Genomic DNA, 20,421 nt, shown 5'->3' on the forward strand with positions numbered 1-20,421 from the left:
ATGAACGGCATCATCCAAGCTGGGCCGACTCTGGGCGGACTCACATTGGACGTTCTTCGCCGATATCCGGATCGAACAGCGTTCACCTGGGATGGTGGAACGTTGACGTACGCCGGAGCGTCTGACCTTGTGGGGCGCTTGCAGTCGGTATTCGCTGCGCACGGCCTGCGTCGCGGCCACTGCATGGCTCTGCTGACGGGAAACCGGGTGGAGTCCTGGTGTGCGAGTATCGCCGCTCAGGCCAGCGGAATGGCCATCACCTGGCTCCATCAGCTCGCTTCGCTGGAAGACCACGAGTATCAGCTGAAGGATGCCGAAGCGGACGCCCTGCTTGTCGACACGTACCGATTCTCTGACAGGGGGGGCGAATTGGCAGCCCGGGTGGACCGCCTGTCACAGGTGTACACGCTCAGCCCACGCGAGTTCGGCGTGGATTTGGTGAGTGCTGCTCGCAATGTTGGTACTGCATCTCCCTGGAGCATCTTCGAGCCCGGTGATGTTGCCACCATCAACTACACCGGAGGAACAACAGGCCACCCGAAAGGGGCAGTTCGCCTAAATTCCCCCTCACCCTCGTTGTCCTACTCCGATGTACTTGCCGACTTCGAAATCCCGATGACACCCCGTTACCTTGCGGTCGCACCCATGAGTCATGCATCGGGATGGAAGATCATGCCGACTCTGATGCGAGGAGGCTCCGTGCATCTACTTGACGGATTCTCGCCGGATCGCGTTCTCTCCGCCATCAACAGGGAGCGGCCAAACTTTACGCTACTCGTACCGAGCATGATCTACGGGCTGCTTGAAGAGCTGGATACACAGAAAGCAGACGTGTCTTCCCTGGAACTTTTGCTCTACGGCGCTGCCTCAATTTCCCCGGACCGCTTGCAGGAAGGCATAGACCGAATCGGTCCGGTCTTCGCGCAAATGTACGGCCAGACGGAGTGCTATCCCATCACCTATCTGCGACGCGACGACCATGACCTGAACCAGCCGGACCGACTCAGGTCCTGCGGTCGGCCAGTCTCGACCACGGCGGTAGCCCTCCTGGACAAGGACGGTCACGAGGTCACCGACGGAGAAGTTGGCGAGATCTGCGTGCGCAACCGCACAGCGATGAGATGGTACAAGAACCTGCCGGAGTTGACTGCAGAAACCTTCCGGCACGGCTGGCTGCACACAGGCGACATGGGAAGGATGGACGAGCGTGGATACCTGTACATCGTGGACCGTCTCAAGGACATGATCATCACCAGCGGATCCAACGTCTTCTCACGTGGAGTGGAGGACGTGCTCACTGATCATGCAGCAGTGACTCAGGCAGTGGTGTTCGGGACCCCGGATAAAAAAGTGGGCGAGGTCGTCAATGCGGCCGTCATTCTCCGCGAAGGCGTGGAGGTCGATGCCGACGAGCTTCGCCGATACGTCCGCGACCGTAAAGGGGAGCTGCAGGCACCCCAACACATCCACTTCGTCAAGGAGCTGCCTCTTACGGGCCTGGGGAAGGTGGACAAGCAGGCCCTGAGGCTCCGCCTGACCGACAAGAGTTCCGTGTGGGCAGACGGAGCCTCGTCTGATGCGGCCTCATAGAATTCCGATGATGCACATGCGCGGATCTTGCCGCCGCGCTGCTGACCGAGCACCGGTGTCGACGGGCGGGACGTGGACCGGGCGTGGGAGGCGATCGCCCTGCACACCTCGTCCGGGATCGCCTGACGGCGCGGACTGCTGGCCATGGTCGTCATTGAGTGAGAGGGCGAAACGGCGTGGACGTGTACGAGGCTGTGGAAAGTCGCCGGGCCGTGCAGGCGTTCAGCGATGAGCCGGTACCCAAGGAGGTACTCGAACGGGTGCTGACTGCGGCAGCGCGGGCTCCATCGAGTGGGAACCTCCAGCCGTGGCATGTGTATGTCGTGGCCGGCGAGCCCCTGGCGGAACTGAAGCGGCGCGCGACGGCCAGGGCGCGGGCGGGCGACCCGGGTGATGAGAGGGAGTATCCGATGTACCCCGCCGAGCTGACCTCGCCGTACCTGGACCGCTTCTCCGCAACGGCCGCCCAGCGGTACGAAGCACTGGGGATCGAAAGCCACGACCCCGACAGGCCCAGAAAGATCGCCGCCTTGAACTCGGAAGCGTTCGGGGCGCCGGTCGTACTGTTCTGCTACCTCGACCGGACGATGGGCCCCGGACAGTGGGCGGATGCGGGGATGCACCTGCAGACGGTCATGCTCTTGCTCAGGGCGGAAGGGTTCCACAGTTGCCCCCAGGTGATGTGGACGATGTACCGCAAGACGGTCAGTCGGACAGTCGGATCCGATGACGGGCTCGTACTGGTCTGCGGTGTCGCGGTGGGACACGAGAAAGAAGGCATGACCCGTCTGCGCACCGGGCGGGCGGACCTGACAGAGACAGTGAGCTTCGTCGGAGTGTGACCGCAGGGCGGTCGAGGTAGCGGGTCCCAGCGAACCGCGAACTTCGAAGCCACGACTCCGGCCGCTCGGACTCCTGGTTCGTCCTGAAGGGCCCTGCAACGGCTGAACTCGGCGCAGTCACGGGCTGGTCGATTGCCCGCCGACGTCGAGACTCGACGCCCGCAGCCTCGGAGCGCTCATGGTGCAGCCTCGAAGTCGTCACCTTACGGCCCGACCTGACAGGAAAAGCTGAACAAACCAGCGGCTTCACCCTGCCGCAACCTACTTCAATCCACATCGATGGATCGAGGCTCGCCCGACTTTCGGTTCGCGGCGCGCGGTCGGCGCGCCACTGGATACTCACCCCTGCGGGGAGTTCGGCTGGCGGCCGTTCCTCGGCTCGGTTCCGTCCGCCGAGGCGTCGAGCAAGGCGGTCACCAGGGTACGCAGTGAATCGGCGAGGCGCCGGCCGTCGCCCTGCTCCAGCATGCGCAGGATCGGGTCGCTGTGCAGGGGGGCGAGCAGGATATGGGCCAGGAGTTCGGCGTCCAGGTCCGTCCGTTCCTGGCTGATCAGCGTGGTGATGTGGCCGTGCCAGAACTGGTAGACGGGGTGCGCGCTGCGTGGATCATCTTCGGGCTTGTGTGCTGTTGTCGCGGCGTGGCCGAGCGCAGCCAGAAGCCCTTTGTTGCGGGCGACCACGCCGACGACGGCGTCGAGGAAGGCGAGGAGGCGCTCTCGTGACGGGGCGCCCGGGCCCAAAGGGGGCGGCCCTGTAGTGACGGCTTCGCGCAGGGCGAGGGCCCGTTCTGCCATCAGCGCCTGCATAAGGCCCATGCGGTTGCCGAAGCGGTGGAAGACCGTGCCCTTGCCGACGCCGGCTGCGGCGGCGACTTGTTCCATCGAGATCTGCTCGGGCCGGTGCCGCGCGAGGAGTTGCTCGGTCGCCAGCAGGATCGCTTGCCGATTTCTTGCCGCGTCGGCACGTTCGCGGCGGCCTTCTGTCATCGAGTCCTCACCCCACATGGACAACTGGACTGACGGTCCAGTATGGTCGCCGAAGCTGACCGGAAGTCCACTTTAGCCGCCGGCGGGCGGTGGCACCCCCTGCCCTCGGCCCCTCAGGAGAGTCATCATGCGACGAGTCCGCTACTACGAATACGGCGATCCGGACGTCCTCACGATCGAGGAGGCCGAAATCCCCACGCCGGGGCCGGGCCAGGTGCTCATCCGGGCCGAGGCGATCGGGGCCAACTTCGTCGACACCAAGTTCCGACGCGGGCCGTCCAGCGGGGCGATCTTCCAGCGTCCCCTGCCCGGCAAACTCACCGGCGACGTGGCGGGCACCGTCGAAGCCGTCGGACCCGGCGTCGACACACAGAAGGTCGGCCGACGAGTCGCAGGGCTGGCCGAGGACGCGTTCGCCGACTACATCGTCGCCGACGCGCAATGGCTCGCCCCGATACCCGACGGACTCGACCTCGGTGCAGCCAGCATGCTGCCCATGGGCGCCCCGGTCGCACTCCGGACCCTGCGTACCGGCCGGCTTGCGCCGGGTGAGACGGTACTGATCCACGCTGCGGCCGGCGGTATCGGCCATCTGGCCGTACAACTCGCCAAACTGCTCGGCGCCGGCATGGTCATCGCCACCGCCGGCTCACCGGCCAAACTCGACTTCGCCCGCAAGTGCGGCGCCGACATCGCCATCGACTACAGCCACAGCGACTGGCCCGACCAGGTCCGCAAGGCCGCACCGCGAGGCGTGGACGTCGTTCTCGACTCCGTCGGCGGCGAGACCCTGCAGCGGAGCTTCGACGTACTGGCTCCGTTCGGCCGGATCGTCATCTACGGAGCTGCCAGCGGCGAGCTGGCCAGCCTGCCTGTCACCAAGCTCTTCGCCCTGAAGTCCGTGGCCGGGTTCTCGCTCATCGCATGGCGCGCAGCCGACCCCGAGCAGGCCCGCCGGGAAATGACCGAGGTCGCCGAATACTCCACCGCCGGGCAACTGCACACCGCCGTGCACGCCCGCCTCCCGCTCGCCGAGGCAGCCGCAGCACACCGGCTGCTCGAAGACCGGTCTCACCTCGGCCGCGTCCTCCTCGTGCCCTAGCCGACGCCGGTGGTGGGGCTGTTGATCGGCCGCGGGCGATCGTTGCAGCCAGCGGGGTAGTAGGTGTGCACGGCCTGCCCGGTGAGCACCAAGTAGTCCACGCACACGTAGCGGCGGTGTGTGACGCCGGTTCCCGGGAGTTCCTCGGTGTAGGGGAATGCCACCGCCGGGTCCCCTGAGTCGTCATCCAGTCTCAGGCCCGTCAGTACGCCGCCGCCCGCGACGGCCGATCGGGCCTCCGGTTCGGTCAGGGTCCCGTCGCGGTCGACCTGCGCCAGGGCGTGCGCCGTCTGCTCGGCCGCCTTTACGGCGGATCGCGTCTCGGCGCTGTGGGGCTTGGGGTCGTGCGGCGAGAGGCCGCCAGACAGCGTGCGCAGAAGCCACGTCCCGATGAGCAGAATCACCAGGCAGAGGGCACCACCCACCCACACGACCGCCCGCGGTGAGCGGCCGGGCGTGCGGGTGGGCCGTAATTGCGTCATCCTCCAGCGTATCCGGTGGTGTTGGCCAACTCCTGGTCGACCGACTCCGCGTAGCCGGCGGTTCCCGACGCGTTGGGATGGGCTCGTCAGGCGGCCGTCCCGTCACCTGCGACCCGCGCGAAGCAACACCGTCGAACGCGGCATTCGACAAGATCAAGGCCTCGCCACGCGCTACGACAAGGCACCCGACAACTAGGAGGCCGGACTCCACCTCCGCGGATCGATCATGTGGCTGAAGCTCCTCACAACAACCACGTGATCCGAACCACGAACAGCACCTGGGAGTTCCTGCCGCCTGAGTTGGGGTACGGCTCGGGGAGCACGTGCCGGCGCAGGCTGCGGGACTGGCACCAGGCTGGTGTGTGCCAGGCATTGCACGAACTGCTCGCTGAGTTACGGGCGGCTGGCCGGTTGGACTTTCCGCGGGCCGCGGTGGACGGCTCGCATCTGCGGGCAATGAAGGGCGGTGCGAAGACCGGGCCGTCTCCGGTGGACCGGGGCAGGAGCGGCAGCAAGCACAATGTGATCGTGGAAGCGCATGGCATCACGCTCGCCGCCACGCTGACCGGCGGCAGTCGCCACGAGGTCACCCACCTCATAACCCTGGTCCAAGCCGTGCCGCCCCTCAGGGGCAAGCGCAGGCGTCCCCGCCGGCGCCCCACCGCTGTGTACGCCAACCGCGGCTACGATTTACGACTCCTACCGCCGCGAACTGCGCGGCCCGGGCATCCGACCGGTCATCGCTCGCCGCGGGACCGAGCACGGCTCCGGCCTGGGCGTCCACCGCTGGGTCGTCGAAGCCGCCTTCGCGCTCCTGCACTGGTTCCGCCCTCTGCGCACCCGCTGGGAGATCCGCGACGACCTCCACGAAGCCTTCCTCAGCCTCAGCGGCGCCATCATCTGCTGGCGCCGCCTGAAGACCTCCGCTTGCTAGGAGTCCGAAGGCGGTTTCTGCAGGCAGGCAGCCTGGTTCTGCAGCGCTGTCACCATCGCCTGTGTCTGAGCGGAAGGGTGCGGCCGGGTCACGGTGACGGTCGCGCGGCCGGGCCAGTAGGTGTCGGTGACGGCCACCGCTCGTACGCCTGTCGGCAGGGCCGGTAGGGCCAGGTCGGGGATGACCGTGATGCCCAGTCCGGCCGCGACCAGGCTGAGGCGTGTCGACCAGCTGCGCGCGGTGTGGACGATGTGGGGGTCCGACAGGGTCGGCCAGGCTCCGAACTGCGGCTCACCCGCCGCGCCGTCCCCGGCGATCCAGTGCTCCTGGGCCAGGTCCGGCACGGTGATGCCGGCGTGGCCCGCGAACCGGTGCGTGTCCGGGACGACCACCAGAAGGTCGCCCTGGAGCACGGTGGTCTGCCGGAGTTCGCTCAGGTCGTAGTCCGGCAGGCCGTGGCCGACCCCGATGACCGCCATGTCCAGCCGGCCCATCCGTAGCCGCCGGAGCAGGGCGGGCGTAGAGGCCTCCTCCAGGAGCACGGCGAGACCTGGATGGCCGGAGGTCACCTGCGCCATCGCTCGCGGGACCAATGCCATGGCGGCGGTGGGGTAGGCGCCGATCGTGAGGCGCCCTGCGAGCCGGTCGCGCAGGCCGGCGAGCTCCAGCTCGGTCGCCGCCACGTCGGCGAGAACCTCCGTCGCGCGGCGGACGAGCACCTGGCCTGCCGGTGTGAGCGCTACGCCGCGTCGTGTGCGGTCGAAGATCGGCGCTCCGGCTGCCGCCTCCATGGCAGCGACCTGGCGGGAGACGCCCGACTGTGTGTAACCGAGCATCTCGGCGGCCCGGGTGAACGATCCCGCGGTGGCGACCTGGTGAACGACGCGGAAGCCAGTAAGGGTGAACTCTGCCATGGTCCGAACCTAACATGCGCATCTGTCATGGAAGGGGTGCCAGATCATCGCTTGACCGCATGGCTGGAGGGCGCACAGGCTGGTGGCATGACACAGCAATTCACTCGTGACGAACTCGTGGCACGCCTCGTCCGGGCCGGCGAACTGGAAGTGTCGGGCGAGGATCTGGACGAGACCGCCACGTACTTCGACACTGAGAAGTTCCGCTTCCACGGGCCGGACGGCTTCGAGTCCGACTTCGCCGGGCTCAACGACTACTTCGCGTCGGTACGCGAGGCATTCGACGATCGGTCGATACGGCGCGGCATCGTGGTCGCCGAAGGTGACCACCTGGCCTGCCAGACGTGGATCGAAGGCACATTCACCCGTGAGTTCACCCAGTCACCGGTCGGCCCGCTGCCACCCAACGGCAAACGCGTCGTGTTCGACCTGATCAACATCTTCCGCTTCGACGACCGGGGACGCCTCATCGAGGAGTGGGCGCGCGTCGACAATCGCGGAGTCTTGCGCCAGCTGGACGCCGAAGGAAGCTATTAGCCGGACGGCCACCGAGGGGTGAGGCCGACAGCGACGACGCACAGCGAGAACGCCGCCACCAGCGGTGTGACCGTGGTATGGATGAGCATCGCGGCGAACAGTCGGACGGTGGGAGCCTCGGCGTCCAGAGGGACCAAGGGTCTCGACAGGACAGTCTGCCGTCTTCGCGCTCCTGCGCTGCTTCCGCCGCCTGCGCACCCGCTGGAACATCCGCGAAGCTTTCCTCACCCTCGGCCGCAGCATCATTTGGTGGCGCCGACTGAAGAGCTCGCCCTCGCGCCGGGTCCGGCGGACAGGCGCCGCCAAGCCTTGGGGCGGGGCCTGGGTGAGGAGGTGGCCGATGCGTGGGCCGTGGACCTGCTGGGATTTGGGGACCGCGACCACGTAGGAGAGTCCGGTGTCTTCCAGGAAGCGGCGGAAGCGGGAGTCCTGGCCGTAGGCGGAGTCCGCGGTGACCCAGGCGATCGGCAGAGACGAGGTGAGAGCGCGCTGGACCATGTCCCGTGCCAGTTCGAGCTTGGTGGCGAACTCGCGCTGGTCGGGGATACGGGCGGCTTTGCAGCGTTCGCGGTCCTGGGTCAAGGACCTGGGCAGGCAGAGCTCGCGGTCGACCAGGGCGTGCCCCTTCCTTGAGGCGTAGGCGGCGACGACGCCGATCTGGCGGTTCTCGGTCCTGCCCGCGGTCCCGGAGTACTGGCGCTGCACGCCGGCGGAGACGGTGCCCTTCTTGATGAAGCCGGTGTCATCGATGATCAGTACTCCGTCAGGGGCACCGAGACGCTCGGCGACGTAGGCCTGCATGTCGTCACGGACCTGGTCTGCCTCCCAGCGAGCTCCTGCGAGCAGGTGCTGCAGCCGGTGCGGGGCCGAATGGCCTGCGTACTCGGCCAGTTGCCAGCTGTTCTTGCGGCCCGCCGGGCCAAGAAGCCCGCGCACGTAATCCCGCATCCGCCGCCGGCGTTCGACCCGGCCGAAAGCGAGAACCGACCCGGAGGAGCAGGTCGTCGAGTTCCCCGTCCCACGCTTCCGCGAGTAGATCATTGAGCACACCGGTGGGCTGTCCACCGGGCTGCCACCGCATGCGCCGGGACACACCTTCGTGCGACCTCCCCGCGAAACTGCCTCCCGCCCCGCAGCCGCGCGGCTGCACTCACCGCCACCAGGCCCCTGACCACGACATACGGAGAACTCCCACTGGAGTACTAGGACGGTCGTCCGGAATGCAGTGCCTGCTGTACCAGGCCGTCTGGACGAGGAGGCCGCCAGTGACGTGGTCTGCTCTTTCGCCGTGCGCCACCTGGCCGCGCGCGGTGCGGTCCTGGTCTTCGACGAGACCGGCCAGGAGAAGAAGGGCATCGCCACTGCCGGGGTGGGCCGCCAGTACACCGGCACGACAGCCGTCGTCGCGGTCTACTGCACCTACGCCAGTCCACTGGGACACTGCTCGATCGACGGCGACCTCTTCGTCCATGAACCCTGGACCAGGGACCCCGACCGCCGCGAACAGGCTCAGCTGAGAGGGGGCTTCACGTTCCGCACCAAGACCGCCGTCGCTCTGGAACAGGCCCGGCGCGCAGTGGCCGCCGGCGTCGCGGTCGGCAGGGCGGCAGGGCGGCAGGCGACGAGGTCACCGCCCCCAGCGCCCACCGATGGGGGCAGCCGGCGAGCGAGAGTTGGTCCGGCTATCTCGCCGCACGCCACGGACGTGACGGACAAGGCGAACGGTCCGGCCACTTCCACGCTGCTGACGAAGGAGCGCAGGCAAACTGCTTCGGCAGTCAGGACAGTTTGCGCACCTGCGGGACCGTCACGGCCGTCATCGCCGCCAGGGGCACCCTGCTGCCAACCGGCAATCCCTCGGCCACGAAGTAGGCGACAACGTCCCCACGGCGGACCAGCCACACGTCGTTCGACTCGAGCGAACCTTCCACGGTGTTCGTCAGGACCACACCGGCCGCTTGCTGCCCACCGCCGGCCCGGTTGTCGGGCGCGACGGTAAACCGTGTCCGGGCGCCGTTGAGGACTGCTGAAAAGCCCGCAGGACATGCCTTGAGGGCGGTCTGGACTCCGTCAATCGCCAGCACAGCGTCACTGTCTCGGTAGGCGACAAGGGCAGTCCGAACTCCCGCAGCCCCGGCACCGGCACCCGTCGCGATCACCACCTGGTTCACGGTCGCCGCAGGCGAACCGGCGGACGCGGAAGTGAACAGCAGCGAGTCCACCAGTGGCTGGCATGCAGCGTCGTCCGCGGTCACCTTCGCCCGCGGAGTGGTGTTCTGGGAAGACACCAGAGATCCTGCCGGAAGATCCGACTCCGAAATGAGCATTCCGGTCAACTGCGCGCGGGTGGGCACCCTGGAGGCCCCGACGCTGGCCGACCCGTGAGTCGACGTCGGCGCCGACGCGTGCGGCACATCCTTCCCGCCCCCATCTGCGGAGCTGGAGCAAGCTGCGGAACTCAACACCGCAGACGCTGCAATGAGCACCTTCACACACCGAGCCTTGAACACCGCACCCCACCCTGACCCCGAAACCGATTGACCAGCGTCCAAGCGGCGCTTGCCGCTGGACATCCTCGCAGGTCGCACCCGCCTACGAACAACGACTGGGACAGCACGGCCGCCTCGTCTGCAGCGGCCGCCGCGACGAGAGGAACCACAGCGTGCGCGTACTCCCAGGCTCAGACCTTCTGCGAATTGCGCACGGTGCGAATACTGCCCCTCCACCAGTCGGGTGGAAGAGACCTTCCAAGCCGAGAAGGGCTTGGCCGGACTGGACGAGCATCAAGTCCGCCGCTACTCGTCCTGGATCCGCTGGGTCACTCTGGCCATGCTCGCCCACGCCTTCCTCACCGTCGTTCGGGCCGACGAACCCGCCGGCACGATGCTCCTGACGGGCTGATCCCGCTGTCCTGCAACGAGATCCAGTGACTCTTCATCACCCTGGGCCGTCCGGCCCGACCACACGGCCGCACACCGGCTCGACTGGTCCCGCTGGCGACGACGCCACCAAGCCCGAGCACGCCCCTGCCACTACCAACGACAGGCAGCCACCACATGAAGATCACGATCTTGCTCGTCGGAGTCTCCGGGGACGGGAAAGCCGCGCGCGAATTAGACGAGACGGCGAGGGCGTTGCGACGACGGTTGCCCCGTCAGGAGCCTGCGTTCCGACAGAGGAGGCGATCGTGCGACGATCCCCCCGGGTGGGGATCACGGCTTCACGGATCAAGGAGTCTCGCTGATGGTCAGTGTGAGTGTGGAGACAGCCGAACGGACAGAGCAGCGGCTACGCCGTGTGATCGCTCAGGCCGACCTCGTCGTGCACGACGGCGTCTGGTGTTTTCAAGAGTCTCCGGCCGACCAGCCGCCGGCGCTCACCGCCGAGACGCTGGCAGTCGTTCGGGACCGGGAGAGCTGGAGCCGCCTGGTCCCGCTCACCCAGGAGGGCGACGGCGTCGAGCGCTTCGGAATCTTCTCCTTCCACTTCGCCGATCACGTGGACAACAGCGGTTTCGTCGGCTGGCTGGCGACCCACCTCAAGGTTGAGCTGGGGACCGGCGTCTTCGTTGTCTGTGGCAGCAACCGCGCTCGCGGCGGCATCTATGACTACTGGGGCTGCCCCATTGACCTGCTGGATCAGGCCATCGCGGTCGTCAGGACGCTCCGAGACAGCTGATCTCCAGGCAGGCGGAGATCCATCCACAAACGGTGAGGATCACGATCTACAGCTGGAGTATTGGTACTCCAGTGGGAGTTCTCCGTATGTCGTGGTCAGGGGCCTGGTGGCGGTGAGTGCAGCCGCGCGGCTGCGGGGCGGGAGGCAGTTTCGCGGGGAGGTCGCACGAAGGTGTGTCCCGGCGCATGCGGTGGCAGCCCGGTGGACAGCCCACCGGTGTGCTCAATGATCTACTCGCGGAAGCGTGGGACGGGGAACTCGACGACCTGCTCCTCCGGGTCGGTTCTCGCTTTCGGCCGGGTCGAACGCCGGCGGCGGATGCGGGATTACGTGCGCGGGCTTCTTGGCCCGGCGGGCCGCAAGAACAGCTGGCAACTGGCCGAGTACGCAGGCCATTCGGCCCCGCACCGGCTGCAGCACCTGCTCGCAGGAGCTCGCTGGGAGGCAGACCAGGTCCGTGACGACATGCAGGCCTACGTCGCCGAGCGTCTCGGTGCCCCTGACGGAGTACTGATCATCGATGACACCGGCTTCATCAAGAAGGGCACCGTCTCCGCCGGCGTGCAGCGCCAGTACTCCGGGACCGCGGGCAGGACCGAGAACCGCCAGATCGGCGTCGTCGCCGCCTACGCCTCAAGGAAGGGGCACGCCCTGGTCGACCGCGAGCTCTGCCTGCCCAGGTCCTTGACCCAGGACCGCGAACGCTGCTAAGCCGCCCGTATCCCCGACCAGCGCGAGTTCGCCACCAAGCTCGAACTGGCACGGGACATGGTCCAGCGCGCTCTCACCTCGTCTCTGCCGATCGCCTGGGTCACCGCGGACTCCGCCTACGGCCAGGACTGAAGTTCCCCCCTGATCTTGGACAGCGGATGCTTACGCTGCGGGGGTGAGGTCGTGCCGCAATCTAGCTCGGGTTTCGAGTGGGGTGAGGTACCCGAACTCGGGGTGCTTGCGGAGCCTGGTGCGGTTGTACTCGACTTCGATGAAGCAGAAGACGTCGGCTCGGGCCGCCTCACGGCTTTCCCAGACGGTGGTGCCGATCTCCGCTTTGAGCAGTCCGAAGAAACTCTCGGCTGCAGCATTATCATAGCATATGCCGGTTCGTCCCATACTCTGCCTCAGATTCAACTCCCTTATCACGGTGCGAAATTCGCCACTGGTGTACTCGCTGCCGCGGTCGGTGTGCATGATGCAGCCGGGCTGCAGGCCGCCGCGGCCGGCAGCCATGCGCAGGGCGTCGGTGACCAGTTCGGCGCGGTGGTGGTCGGCCATCGCATACCCGATCACCTCACGGGTCGCCAGGTCGATGACCGTGGCCAGGTACCACCAGCCCTCGACCGTGGGGAGATACGTGATGTCGCCCACCAGCTTCCGGCCTGGCTCGTATGCGGTGAAGTCGCGGCCGACCAGGTCCGGGGCAGGGGCTGCCTTGGTGTCCTGCTGCGTCAGGTAGCGGCGCCTGCGGCGGGTGACACCGCGAATGTCGCGCTCGCGCATGATCCGCTCGACCCTTTTCCTGTTGATCGCGAGGCCGCCCCGCCGCAGCTCCGCATGGACGCGCGGGGCGCCGTAGGCACCTCGCGAGGTGGCGTGGATCTCACGGATCCGGTCGGTCAACCCGTCTTCGGCGCACTGCCGTTCGGCGGCTGCGGGCCGTGAAGCGAGCCAGGCGTAGTAGGTGGAGCGGTGGAAGCTCAGCACTCGGCACAGCCGGGCGACGCTGTAGCCATCGGGGTTCTCCTCGGTGGCCTTCTCCGCATCGATGAAGCGGCACACAGCGCCTACTTCACGATCTCCTTCGCGAAGAAGGCCGCGGCTTTTACCAGGATGTCGTTCGCCTTCTTGGCCTCAGCCAGCTCGCGGCGCAGGCGCCGCAGCTCCTCACGTTCCTCGCTGGTCAGGGCGCCCGCCGGCCCCTCGCCCTGGTCGATTTTCGCCTGCTTGACCCAGCCACGCAACCCCTCGGGGCTCACTCCCAGTTCCCGGGCGATCTCGGTGACGTTCCGATGCGGCGACGACCGGACGAGCGCGACCGCGTCCCGCTTGAACTCGGCCGTGTACCGCTTGCTCATGTTGCTCTTGCCACTCAACTTGGACTGCTTCCTCCGGGACGAACCGTCCCAGTATCAGGCTGTCCAACTCACTGGGGGAACTTCAGGACTCCCGCTTCCGCCGCTTCCTGGAAGACACCGGACTCTCCTACGTGGTCGCGGTCCCCAAATCCCAGCAGGTCCACGGCCCACGCATCGGCCACCTCCTCACCCAGGCCCCGCCCCAAGGCTTGGCGGCGCCTGTCCGCCGGACCCGGCGCGAGGGCGATCGCCTCTACGATTGTGCCGCCGCCCGCCTCCCGGCGGTATGGGAGTTCGACGGTGACGAACTCTCCCGGCAGCACTCGATGCTGGCCCGCCGCAGCATCGCCAAGCCTGACGAGGTTGCCTACTACCTCGCCTGCGCACCCCTGGACGCCACCGTCGCAGACCTCGTCCGCATCGCCGGCTGCCGCTGGAGAATCGAGGAGTCCTTCCAGAGCGCGAAGAACGAATGCGGCCTGGACCAGTACGAAGTCCGGCGCTTTGTCGACTGGTACCGGCACATCACCCTTGCCATGCTCGCCCACGCGTTCCTGGCCATCATGGCCGCCCAGGAACGCGAAAAGGGGGCAGACCGCACCACACACCCGAGCTCGTGGACCTCACACCAGCCGAAATCCGCCGTCTGCTGGCAACTGGACCCCGTCACAGTCCTCCATTCCGCGACCATGCACTGACCTGGTCCTACTGGCGCCGCCAGCATCAGGAGCACGCGCGCCGATGCCACTACGAACGGCGCGGACACACCTTCGTGCGACCTGTCGACGAAACGGCCTCCGGCCCCACAACCGCACGGCTACACTCACCGCCACCAAGCCGCTGACCAGGACATACAGGAACTCTCGCTGGAATCTAGCGCAGGTGGTACATCGGCAGCTTTTCGTCGAGGACCTGCGGCCGCGGCAGGCGCAGGCCGAAGTGGTCCTCGATCGCGAGCATGGTCAACCGCATGCCGCGCTGGTCCAGTTGCGGCCCGGAGGGTAGGACGCCCAGCGCCTCCAGCGCAGGGACGAGCAGGCCCGGTTCCGCACCGTACCGCCGTGCTTCCTCGCCCACGCCGAAGCCGGTGACGCACGCGCCATCCAGGTAGTGACGGAAAAGCGAGGGCGGGCTCCATGGCGTCAGCAGGAAGTTGACGGCAGCCACACCACCGCGTGACACCGCGGCGAGGCCGCCCGCGGTCGCGCCGACGGCGTCGCCGTACTCCACCGCGAAGGCCCATCCGGCCGCCTCGCCCACCCGGGCGACGCAGCGCGCCCCGCTGCCCAGCGCCTCCTGCGCGTCCTGCGCCGAGCCGGGGCGGGCGTCCTCGCCAGGACCGGAGCCGAGTCGCGCGGCAAGCGCGGTGGGCGGTATGCCCCTTGCGAAAGTCACGCAGTCGACCAGGTACGGCTCCAGCAGCCACCCGATGCCGTCGGACACGGCTGTTCCCCCTCCACCGGTGATGATCTCTGCTCAGGCAGCAGACTCGCACACGGCGCTGACAGGCCGGGGGTGTCCGTGCAAGCGCGAAGGCGTCCGACCGCCGGAGCCTGGATGCCTGGCGCATGCGGGCCACACTCACCGCCAACAGGCCGCTGAACAGGACATACGGAGAACTCTCACTGGAGTACTAGGCCGTCTCTTTCAGATCATGCTCAGGCGGCATCCCACTCTGCTTGCAGCCAGCTGAGTTGCGCCCTGCTGAGCGGAGGCTCAAATCCTTCGGGGAACATGAGCGTGAGAGGCTGAGGACACATGCCTTCGGGCCCGTGCTTCTCACAGTGCAGAGCCACGAGATGCGGTCCCTCCCCGCAAGCCTCACGTTGGTAGAAGCGGTCATGCGCCTGGCAGAAGTACGAGAACACCGTGCAGTCATCCTCGTCAGTCGGCTCGTAGAAATCGGGATCCCGGACGATCAGTGTCGCTGGTTCCTGACGGTTGAACCGGGGGATGGGCCGAGGATCGCGCCACAGCAGTCGAGGAGGAAGCACGCGATCATTCTGCGTCCAAGGGGACTTCGAGTCAGCGTGCAGACCAGATGAAGATGCCCGAGGGATGGAGTGTGCCGCCAGGTAGATCACGGCGGTCTAGTCATACCGGGTGGCCAGGCCGCGCCACTGCTTCAGTCTGTTGATGCAGCGCTCGACCGTGTTGCGCTGCTTGTAGGCGTCCCGGTCGAAGGCCGGTGGCCTGCCGCCTCTACTGCCGCGGCGTTTGCGGTTGGCGGCCTGGCCAGCGGGCTGCGGGATCACGGCCCGGATCCCGCGCCGACGGAGATGGGTCCGGATCGCGCGGGACGAGTACGCCTTGTCGGCCAGGACCATGACCGGTGTGGTCCGGGGCCGGCCGATCGGCCGGGGCACCCGTAAGCGGGCCATGACCTCAGGGAATGCGGGTGCGTCACCGGCCTGGCCAGGTGTGACGACGAACGCAAGCGGGCGGCAGCGGCTGTCCGCTGCAAGGTGGATCTTGGTGGTCAGCCCGCCGCGGGACCGGCCGAGGGGATGGTTGACCGGCTCGCCGGCTGGGGCCTTTTTTGACGAGCCCCAGCGGCGTGCTGATGGGCACGAACGACGGTTGAATCGACCGCGACGACCCAGTCCAGATCACCTTCGGCGTGGGCCTGAGCGAGCAGAGCGGTGAAAACCTTTTCCCAGGTCCCGTCGGCGGCCCGCGTCCGCAGCCGATTGTGGGCGCCCTTCCACGAGCGGAGCTGCTCGGGCAGGTCCATCCACGGCGTTCCGGTGCGGTACTTGAACGCGATCGCGTCGATCACCCGCCGGTGATCCCGCCATCGCCCACCCCTCTTCGGCGTCCTGTCCGGCAGCAACGGCTCAATGCGTGCCCACTGGGCGTCAGTCAACGACACAGACCAACCAACGATCAGATGATCCGAAGGAAACGGCATAGGGACGCGCGGACGCTGCCCGCAACTGGCTCGCGGTGCTGGAGGCAGCCGCCCGGCTCTTTGCCAGGCATGGCGCCAAGTCGGTGTCCATGAAACGGGTGGCAGCGTTCGCGGGCGCTGACAAGGGCACTCAGTTGCGCCGGTTCGGCGAGACGTCGGGGCCGGCCGCCGCACTGTGCTGTTCACACCAGGCGCGGCCGAAGTGATCCGGAAGCAACTTGGTTGCCTCGGCCTGGAATTCGCCCTGTTACCAGAACTTCGCATGGGCACCGTTGAGATGAACATCGTGTCAGCTGATATCGCAACCCCTGGACCTGGCAACCGGCACAGGCGACACTCGGCGACCATGAGACAACCACGATCCTTAAGCGGCGCCGCACTCGCGCGCGTCGGACGGCGGCGTGCGACGCCGCCCGTCCCCGGCGTCGCCGAGGCCACGCACCCGCCCGGCCGCGTGCGCCGCTCGGCAGGTGCCCTTCTTGTCGCTTCGCTTGTCTCGTTGGCGATGTTGGTCGCCATGGTGTCCGCCGCGCCCGCGTCGGCGGCTGTCGCCACCGGCTGCGCCACGTTCGGCTCCTCGTTCGCCGCCCAGCAGATCACCGGTGGCGGGGTCGGGTTGCGCCTGGGCTGCGCCCGTGACGCCGGCAGCCTGCGGCCGCTCGCGGGCGGCGACGACGACCTCGTGGCGGCCATCGACGCCGACGTCACCGACCGGCCGGACCAGTGGCGGCAGGTGATCGAGCAGGTGGCCGCCACGACCCGTACGGACATGGCACGGGGACTTACGCTGAGTCAGGCGCTGACGCTGCGGGCCCAGCGTGACAGCACGGGGTACTACGCGAAGGCGGACGACGAGACGTTCGGCGGCACCGTTACGGCGGTCGGCGACAGCCTGGTGATCGTGGTGCCGGCCGGTGACGTGAGCACCGCCGGCTTCTGGGACGGCTGGAAGAAGCTCGTGACCGGCCTGGTCGTACTCGGCGTGGTCACCGCGGTCGGCGGGCTGTGCCTGCTCGCCTTCAACGTCGGGGCACCGGCGGCCGCTCCGGTGTGCGGTGCCGTGGCCGCCGGCCTGGCCGCGGGAGTCGGTGAACTGGTCAGTGCCAGCCTGGACGGCAAGCCTTTCGACGCGGACGTGTGGGGCAACGCGATCGGCGCCGCCATAGCCGGTGCGATCAGCGGCTACGCCGCCGGCGCGCTGCTGGAGTATTTCGGCTCGGCCTCCCGTGCCCTGATCACCATCGTGCAGGAGACTCTGCGCCGATACGCGCTCGCCTTCCGCATCTTCTCGAATCCGCTCGACGCCCTGGCCAACTGGATGAACGCCGACATGGCACAGCTCATCATGGACCGCCTCCAGCAGGCCCTGCATGGCATCGGCGCCGCACACCTGCGCGTGCTGCCGCTGGGCGACTCGATCACGTACGGAGTCGGTGTCCCCGACCAGTCGGGCTACCGTGCCCAGTTGTACGCCGATCTCCGGGGCGACACCAGCGCCGTGGACTTCGTCGGCTCGCAGGACTCCGGGCAACTCCCCGACACCGACAACGAAGGGCATCCGGGCTGGACGATCGATCAGATCAGCGCGCTGGTGGGGTGCACCATCCCGTACTACCGACCCAACGTCGTCGCGCTGCACATCGGCACCAACGACATGAGAGTCGACGGTGGAGCGGACCAGGCCCCGGCCCGGCTCCGCGCGTTGCTCGACCAGATCTTCACCATCGACCCGCGGACTCCCGTTCTGGTGGCCACGCTCATCCCGTCCAAGGACACGGCGGTCAACGCGCGGATCCGGCAGTACAACGCCCAGATCCCCGACATCGTCGCCGGCGAGCGCGCACAGGGCCGGTTGGTGCGGCTTGTCGACATGGGCGCGATCACCACGGCGGATCTGAACGACTCGCTGCACCCCGGCGCCGCCGGATACGCCAAGATGGCCGACGCCTTCTACCGCGGCATCCGGGCGGTCACGGCCGCCGGCTGGGTGACGTCCCCGGCTTCCGGAGATGGGAACGCCTGCTCGCCCGGACAGCCGGGAATGACGAATCCCACAGCGGGCACCCCCACCGACGACGGGTGGGACTGGCAGGGGGCCATCGCGACCGGTGTGGGGGTGACCAGTGACGAGGTCCGTTTCGCCGACATCGACGGCGACGGCCGCGACGACTACCTCGCGGTGGACGACACCGGGGCAGTGCGGGCCTGGCTCAACGGCGGCGGTACCCCGCAGTCCTGGCACTGGGACGAGCAGGGCGAGATCGCTTCGGGTGTGGGGGCGAGCCGTGAGGAGGTTCGTTTCGCTGACATCGACGGCGACGGCCGCGACGACTACCTCGTGGTGGACGACGCCGGGGCAGTGCGGGCGTGGCTGAACAACCGTGGCGGTACCGGTGCGCCCTGGCTCTACCAGGGCCAGATCGCTTCGGGCGTCGGCGCCACCCGTGAGGAGGTCCGTTTCGCTGACATCGACGGCGACGGCCGCGACGACTACCTGGTGGTCAGCCAGACCGGCCGCATCACGGCCTGGATCAACAATCTCGGCGGCAGTGGCGCGGCCTGGCTCAACCAGGGTGAGATCGCCCCCGGAGTCGGCGCCACCCGAGACCAGGTCCGCTTGACCGACATCGACGGTGACGGCCGCGACGACTACCTGGTGGTCGGGGACGGGGGCCGGGTACGCGCCTGGCTCAACGGCTACGGAACCGACGGCGGTCACTGGCTCTTCCAGGGCGAGATCGCCTCCGGTGTCGGCGCTGCCCCGTCCACGGTCGACTTCGCAGAGATCAATGGCGACGGCCGCGACGACTACGTCGTCCTCGGCGACACCAGCGTGGTCACCGCATGGCAGAACGACCACTTCCAGCAGCCCGATCGCTGGGACTGGCAGGGCGAGGTCGCTTCGGGTGTGGGAGCGAGCCGTGAGGAGGTTCGCTTCGCCGACATCAACGGCGACGGCCGCGACGACTACCTCGTGGTGGACGACACCGGGGCAGTGCGGGCCTGGCTGAACAACCGTGGCGGTACCGGCGCACCATGGCTCAACCAGGGCCAAGTCGCCTCGGGTGTCGGCGCCACGCGCGACCAGGTCCGCTTCGCCGACATCAACGGCGACGGCCGCGACGACTACCTCGTGGTGGACGACACCGGGGCAGTGCGGGCCTGGCTGAACAACCGTGGCGGTACCGGCGCACCATGGCTCAACCAGGGCCAAGTCGCCTCGGGTGTCGGCGCCACGCGCGACCAGGTCCGCTTCGCCGACATCAACGGCGACGGCCGCGACGACTACCTCGTGGTGGACGACACCGGGGCAGTGCGGGCCTGGCTGAACAACCGTGGCGGTACGGGTGCGCCCTGGCTCGACCAGGGCCAGATCGGCTCCGGAGTGGGCGCGCCGGGCAACGCGGTGCTCTTCGCGGACTACAACGGCGACCACCGCGACGACTACCTGGTCATGGAAGTCCAGGGACGGATCCGCGCATGGACCAACATGGCCGGCGTACCCCGCTGGCTGAGCCAGGGAGAGGTCGCCTCCGGAGTCGGGGCCGGCAGCGACGATATCCAACTCGCTGACATCGACGGTGACGGCCGCGACGACTACCTCGTCATCGATGACGCAGGAGCAGTGCGGGCCTGGCTGAACAACGGAATCATGCGAAAGGAGCCCGCCGAGGCGCAGTGACCCCACCCACGTCGTAGGGGGCGTCAAAGTCGTCAGCGTCGAAGTCGTCAACTCCGATCTCTTGCCGCTGGCTGGCGGGCAGACCTCACCCCTCGCAAAGGGATACCAGTACCACTGGTACTTCGGCAGCGGGTAGTGGTCGATCATGCTATGCCCCCTCATCCTGTCCACCTGCGACGGCTCCAACAGCCAGACGAGGACGCGCAGCTGAACCGCTGACCACAGTGGGCGGACGTGCACACCACGTCCGCCCACCGCCGGTGCGCTCCGCGCCCTGGTCCTGCGCCCCGCCCGGGAGAAGCGGCGAAGTATTGGCCGGGGAGACGCGCTGGCGCGACAAGAGTCGGCGGCCATCTTCGTCGATCACCACGCAGTGGTGATGGGTCTCACCTGCGTCGATGCCTGCCCAGATCGCGGCCATGCGGTGCCTCCGTGCGGGTGGGGTGCTGGTGCTTCCCGACGGACGACGTCGCTGTCGATTCCCTACGGAGCGATCGAGTGGCAATTCCCAATTGGCAGCCGAGTCGTCGTGGGGCCTCGGGCGGCCAATCAGTGGAAGCCACGCCCGACACCCCTGGGTGGGCCAAGCATACGAAGGGCTCGCCCGGTCCCAGGTAAGAAGGTAGGGAACCTTGACCGTTTGCCGTTGAAGGTGAACCGGGGGCCGGCATTGTTTCGCAGCTCGGCCGG

Annotated in this window: 17 protein-coding genes and 5 pseudogenes; 13 read left to right on the plus strand and 9 right to left on the minus strand. The window is 67.7% G+C overall.

Features of this window, described 5'->3' with window-relative positions; genetic code table 11:
• Nucleotides 1-1,590, plus strand: a complete 1,590-nt coding sequence (locus tag OG702_RS05995) for an AMP-binding protein (protein ID WP_327287838.1) — start codon at nucleotides 1-3, stop codon at nucleotides 1,588-1,590.
• 176 nt (nucleotides 1,591-1,766) lie between these two features.
• Nucleotides 1,767-2,432, plus strand: a complete 666-nt coding sequence (locus OG702_RS06000) for a nitroreductase (RefSeq protein ID WP_327287839.1) — start codon at nucleotides 1,767-1,769, stop codon at nucleotides 2,430-2,432.
• Nucleotides 2,433-2,771: 339 nt separating this feature from the next.
• On the opposite strand, the gene OG702_RS06005 is transcribed toward OG702_RS06000, so the two are convergent.
• Nucleotides 2,772-3,419: a TetR/AcrR family transcriptional regulator gene (locus OG702_RS06005; RefSeq protein ID WP_327287840.1), complete on the minus strand. Its 648-nt coding sequence runs from the start codon at nucleotides 3,417-3,419 to the stop codon at nucleotides 2,772-2,774.
• A gap of 127 nt (nucleotides 3,420-3,546) precedes the next feature.
• Here OG702_RS06005 and OG702_RS06010 point away from each other — a divergent pair, with 127 nt between their 5' ends.
• Nucleotides 3,547-4,521, plus strand: a complete 975-nt coding sequence (locus OG702_RS06010) for a quinone oxidoreductase family protein (RefSeq protein WP_327287841.1) — start codon at nucleotides 3,547-3,549, stop codon at nucleotides 4,519-4,521.
• Here OG702_RS06010 and OG702_RS06015 read toward each other — a convergent pair.
• Nucleotides 4,518-4,925 carry a hypothetical protein gene (locus OG702_RS06015; protein ID WP_327287842.1) on the minus strand — a complete coding sequence of 136 codons (408 nt, stop codon included), beginning with the start codon at nucleotides 4,923-4,925 and terminating at the stop codon, nucleotides 4,518-4,520. The two genes, OG702_RS06010 and OG702_RS06015, sit on opposite strands and share 4 nt — an antisense overlap.
• Before the next feature lie 345 nt (nucleotides 4,926-5,270).
• On the opposite strand from OG702_RS06015, the pseudogene OG702_RS06020 reads away from it, so the two are divergent.
• Nucleotides 5,271-5,937: pseudogene (locus tag OG702_RS06020) on the plus strand (IS5 family transposase); the annotation flags it as partial.
• Here OG702_RS06020 and OG702_RS06025 read toward each other — a convergent pair.
• Nucleotides 5,934-6,851: a LysR family transcriptional regulator gene (locus tag OG702_RS06025; protein ID WP_327287843.1), complete on the minus strand. Its 918-nt coding sequence runs from the start codon at nucleotides 6,849-6,851 to the stop codon at nucleotides 5,934-5,936. The pseudogene OG702_RS06020 and the gene OG702_RS06025 overlap by 4 nt on opposite strands.
• Before the next feature lie 87 nt (nucleotides 6,852-6,938).
• Between OG702_RS06025 and OG702_RS06030 the strand changes: the two genes are divergently transcribed.
• Nucleotides 6,939-7,388, plus strand: coding sequence for an ester cyclase (locus tag OG702_RS06030; protein WP_327287844.1), 450 nt, complete (start codon nucleotides 6,939-6,941; stop codon nucleotides 7,386-7,388).
• A gap of 207 nt (nucleotides 7,389-7,595) precedes the next feature.
• Here the strand turns inward: OG702_RS06030 and OG702_RS06035 are convergent.
• Nucleotides 7,596-8,429 (minus strand): annotated as a pseudogene (locus tag OG702_RS06035) (IS701 family transposase); the annotation flags it as partial.
• Between the two features lie 184 nt (nucleotides 8,430-8,613).
• Here OG702_RS06035 and OG702_RS35385 point away from each other — a divergent pair.
• A pseudogene (locus tag OG702_RS35385) lies at nucleotides 8,614-8,973 on the plus strand (transposase); the annotation flags it as partial.
• Between the two features lie 193 nt (nucleotides 8,974-9,166).
• Here the strand turns inward: OG702_RS35385 and OG702_RS35390 are convergent.
• Nucleotides 9,167-9,676: a hypothetical protein gene (locus OG702_RS35390; protein ID WP_442814763.1), complete on the minus strand. Its 510-nt coding sequence runs from the start codon at nucleotides 9,674-9,676 to the stop codon at nucleotides 9,167-9,169.
• Here OG702_RS35390 and OG702_RS06045 point away from each other — a divergent pair.
• From OG702_RS06045 to OG702_RS06060, 4 genes and pseudogenes are all read left to right on the plus strand, one after another.
• The gene (locus OG702_RS06045; protein ID WP_327287846.1) at nucleotides 9,591-9,773 is read left to right on the plus strand and encodes a hypothetical protein; all 183 of its coding nucleotides are present in this window, start codon (nucleotides 9,591-9,593) and stop codon (nucleotides 9,771-9,773) included. The genes OG702_RS35390 and OG702_RS06045 overlap by 86 nt on opposite strands.
• Before the next feature lie 345 nt (nucleotides 9,774-10,118).
• Nucleotides 10,119-10,448 (plus strand): annotated as a pseudogene (locus OG702_RS06050) (IS701 family transposase); the annotation flags it as partial.
• Between the two features lie 183 nt (nucleotides 10,449-10,631).
• Nucleotides 10,632-11,066 carry a DUF6196 family protein gene (locus OG702_RS06055; RefSeq protein WP_327287847.1) on the plus strand — a complete coding sequence of 145 codons (435 nt, stop codon included), beginning with the start codon at nucleotides 10,632-10,634 and terminating at the stop codon, nucleotides 11,064-11,066.
• Between the two features lie 218 nt (nucleotides 11,067-11,284).
• Nucleotides 11,285-11,903 (plus strand): annotated as a pseudogene (locus tag OG702_RS06060) (IS701 family transposase); the annotation flags it as partial.
• 36 nt (nucleotides 11,904-11,939) lie between these two features.
• Here the strand turns inward: OG702_RS06060 and OG702_RS06065 are convergent.
• Together OG702_RS06065 and OG702_RS06070 are read right to left on the minus strand one after the other, a co-directional pair.
• Entirely contained in the window at nucleotides 11,940-12,842 is a 903-nt protein-coding gene (locus OG702_RS06065; RefSeq protein ID WP_327286760.1) for an IS3 family transposase, read from the minus strand.
• Between the two features lie 5 nt (nucleotides 12,843-12,847).
• Entirely contained in the window at nucleotides 12,848-13,156 is a 309-nt protein-coding gene (locus OG702_RS06070) for a transposase (RefSeq protein ID WP_327286743.1), read from the minus strand.
• Nucleotides 13,157-13,269: 113 nt separating this feature from the next.
• Between OG702_RS06070 and OG702_RS06075 the strand changes: the two genes are divergently transcribed.
• Nucleotides 13,270-13,836 carry a hypothetical protein gene (locus OG702_RS06075; protein ID WP_442814310.1) on the plus strand — a complete coding sequence of 189 codons (567 nt, stop codon included), beginning with the start codon at nucleotides 13,270-13,272 and terminating at the stop codon, nucleotides 13,834-13,836.
• 175 nt (nucleotides 13,837-14,011) lie between these two features.
• Here the strand turns inward: OG702_RS06075 and OG702_RS06080 are convergent, their stop codons facing one another.
• Complete coding sequence (locus OG702_RS06080; protein WP_327287848.1) at nucleotides 14,012-14,581, minus strand: DUF6461 domain-containing protein; 570 nt, start codon at nucleotides 14,579-14,581, stop codon at nucleotides 14,012-14,014.
• A gap of 647 nt (nucleotides 14,582-15,228) precedes the next feature.
• Nucleotides 15,229-16,049, minus strand: a protein-coding gene (locus tag OG702_RS06085) for an IS5 family transposase (protein ID WP_442814311.1) whose coding sequence is annotated in 2 segments (ribosomal slippage) — nucleotides 15,229-15,678 and nucleotides 15,681-16,049 — 819 coding nt in all. Because the reading frame shifts where the segments join, the coding sequence is not laid out codon by codon here.
• Nucleotides 16,050-16,084: 35 nt separating this feature from the next.
• On the opposite strand from OG702_RS06085, the gene OG702_RS06090 reads away from it, so the two are divergent.
• Together OG702_RS06090 and OG702_RS06095 are read left to right on the plus strand one after the other, a co-directional pair.
• On the plus strand, nucleotides 16,085-16,255 hold the full coding sequence (locus OG702_RS06090) for a TetR family transcriptional regulator (protein WP_327287849.1): 171 nt from the start codon (nucleotides 16,085-16,087) through the stop codon (nucleotides 16,253-16,255).
• 299 nt (nucleotides 16,256-16,554) lie between these two features.
• Nucleotides 16,555-19,731 (plus strand): FG-GAP-like repeat-containing protein, encoded by a 3,177-nt coding sequence (locus tag OG702_RS06095; RefSeq protein ID WP_327293103.1) that lies wholly within the window; start codon nucleotides 16,555-16,557, stop codon nucleotides 19,729-19,731.
• Nucleotides 19,732-20,421 lie beyond the last annotated feature (690 nt).

Source organism: Streptomyces sp. NBC_01198 (genome assembly GCF_036010485.1).
Classification (GTDB): Bacteria; Actinomycetota; Actinomycetes; order Streptomycetales; family Streptomycetaceae; genus Actinacidiphila.

What these genes read in the sequence shown, in the direction of transcription:
- OG702_RS05995 (WP_327287838.1), top strand. Translation starts at nt 1, where the DNA reads ATGAACGGCATCATCCAAGCTGGGCCGACTCTGGGCGGACTCACATTG.
- OG702_RS06005 (WP_327287840.1), bottom strand. Translation starts at nt 3,419, where the DNA reads ATGACAGAAGGCCGCCGCGAACGTGCCGACGCGGCAAGAAATCGGCAA.
- OG702_RS06010 (WP_327287841.1), top strand. Translation starts at nt 3,547, where the DNA reads ATGCGACGAGTCCGCTACTACGAATACGGCGATCCGGACGTCCTCACG.
- OG702_RS06025 (WP_327287843.1), bottom strand. Translation starts at nt 6,851, where the DNA reads ATGGCAGAGTTCACCCTTACTGGCTTCCGCGTCGTTCACCAGGTCGCC.
- OG702_RS06030 (WP_327287844.1), top strand. Translation starts at nt 6,939, where the DNA reads ATGACACAGCAATTCACTCGTGACGAACTCGTGGCACGCCTCGTCCGG.
- OG702_RS06055 (WP_327287847.1), top strand. Translation starts at nt 10,632, where the DNA reads ATGGTCAGTGTGAGTGTGGAGACAGCCGAACGGACAGAGCAGCGGCTA.
- OG702_RS06095 (WP_327293103.1), top strand. Translation starts at nt 16,555, where the DNA reads ATGTTGGTCGCCATGGTGTCCGCCGCGCCCGCGTCGGCGGCTGTCGCC.